Genomic DNA, 1,067 nt, shown 5'->3' with positions numbered 1-1,067 from the left:
TACTTGATGGGGAAAATAGTAGATGTCATTGACCAACACTTGAAAGGAAAAGACTAGTCCTCAGCTTCTAGACAAAATCAAAGCCTTTTAGGCTTTTTTTTGTTATACTATAAAAGTATATTTATTGACCTTTTACCGTATTTTCTAGGGAAATCAAGTATGTTTCCAGTAAGAACTGTAAAGGTCTTAAAAAAGAAAGGAATTATCATGTCAGTATTAGAGATCAAAGATCTTCACGTCGAGATTGAAGGAAAAGAAATTTTAAAAGGGGTTAACCTGACCCTGAAAACAGGAGAAATCGCCGCTATCATGGGACCAAATGGTACTGGTAAATCGACTCTTTCTGCCGCTATCATGGGAAATCCAAACTATGAAGTTACCAAAGGTGAAGTCTTGTTTGATGGCGTAAATATCCTTGAGTTGGAAGTGGACGAGCGTGCACGTATGGGACTTTTCCTTGCTATGCAATACCCATCAGAAATTCCTGGTATTACTAACGCTGAGTTTCTTCGTGCAGCTATGAATGCTGGTAAAGAAGACGATGAAAAGATCTCAGTTCGTGAGTTTATCACTAAATTGGATGAGAAGATGGAATTGCTCAACATGAAAGAAGAAATGGCTGAGCGTTACCTCAACGAAGGTTTCTCTGGTGGTGAGAAAAAACGTAATGAGATTCTTCAACTTTTGATGTTGGAACCAACTTTTGCCCTTTTGGATGAGATTGACTCTGGTCTTGATATTGATGCCCTTAAAGTTGTTTCTAAAGGTGTTAATGCCATGCGTGGTGAAGGTTTTGGTGCTATGATTATCACTCACTACCAACGTCTTTTGAACTACATCACACCTGATGTGGTACACGTCATGATGGAAGGTCGTGTTGTCCTTTCAGGTGGTCCAGAATTGGCTGCTCGTTTGGAACGTGAAGGATACGCAAAACTAGCTGAAGAACTTGGCTACGACTACAAGGAAGAATTGTAATTCCCTCGTATCTTTTAGGAGAAGTAAATGACTAAAGAAACTATTAAACTTTTTTCAGAAATGCACGCTGAACCAAGCTGGTTGGCTGA

At 39.3% G+C, this 1,067-nt stretch carries 1 protein-coding gene; it reads left to right on the top strand.

Annotation, left to right across the window (positions count from 1 at the left end):
• The first annotated feature begins 207 nt into the window (after positions 1-207).
• Entirely contained in the window at positions 208-978 is a 771-nt protein-coding gene (gene sufC / locus QZ359_RS08635; protein WP_000114489.1) for a Fe-S cluster assembly ATPase SufC, read from the top strand.
• The last annotated feature ends 89 nt before the right edge of the window (positions 979-1,067 follow it).

It is taken from the genome of Streptococcus sp. (assembly GCF_019414905.1).
Classification (GTDB): Bacteria; Bacillota; Bacilli; order Lactobacillales; family Streptococcaceae; genus Streptococcus.
Note: the sequence above shows the minus strand (reverse complement) of the source record. Positions and strands in the feature narration are given on the sequence as shown.

Coding starts and splice junctions, on each gene's coding strand:
- sufC (WP_000114489.1), top strand. CDS start 208: ATGTCAGTATTAGAGATCAAAGATCTTCACGTCGAGATTGAAGGAAAA.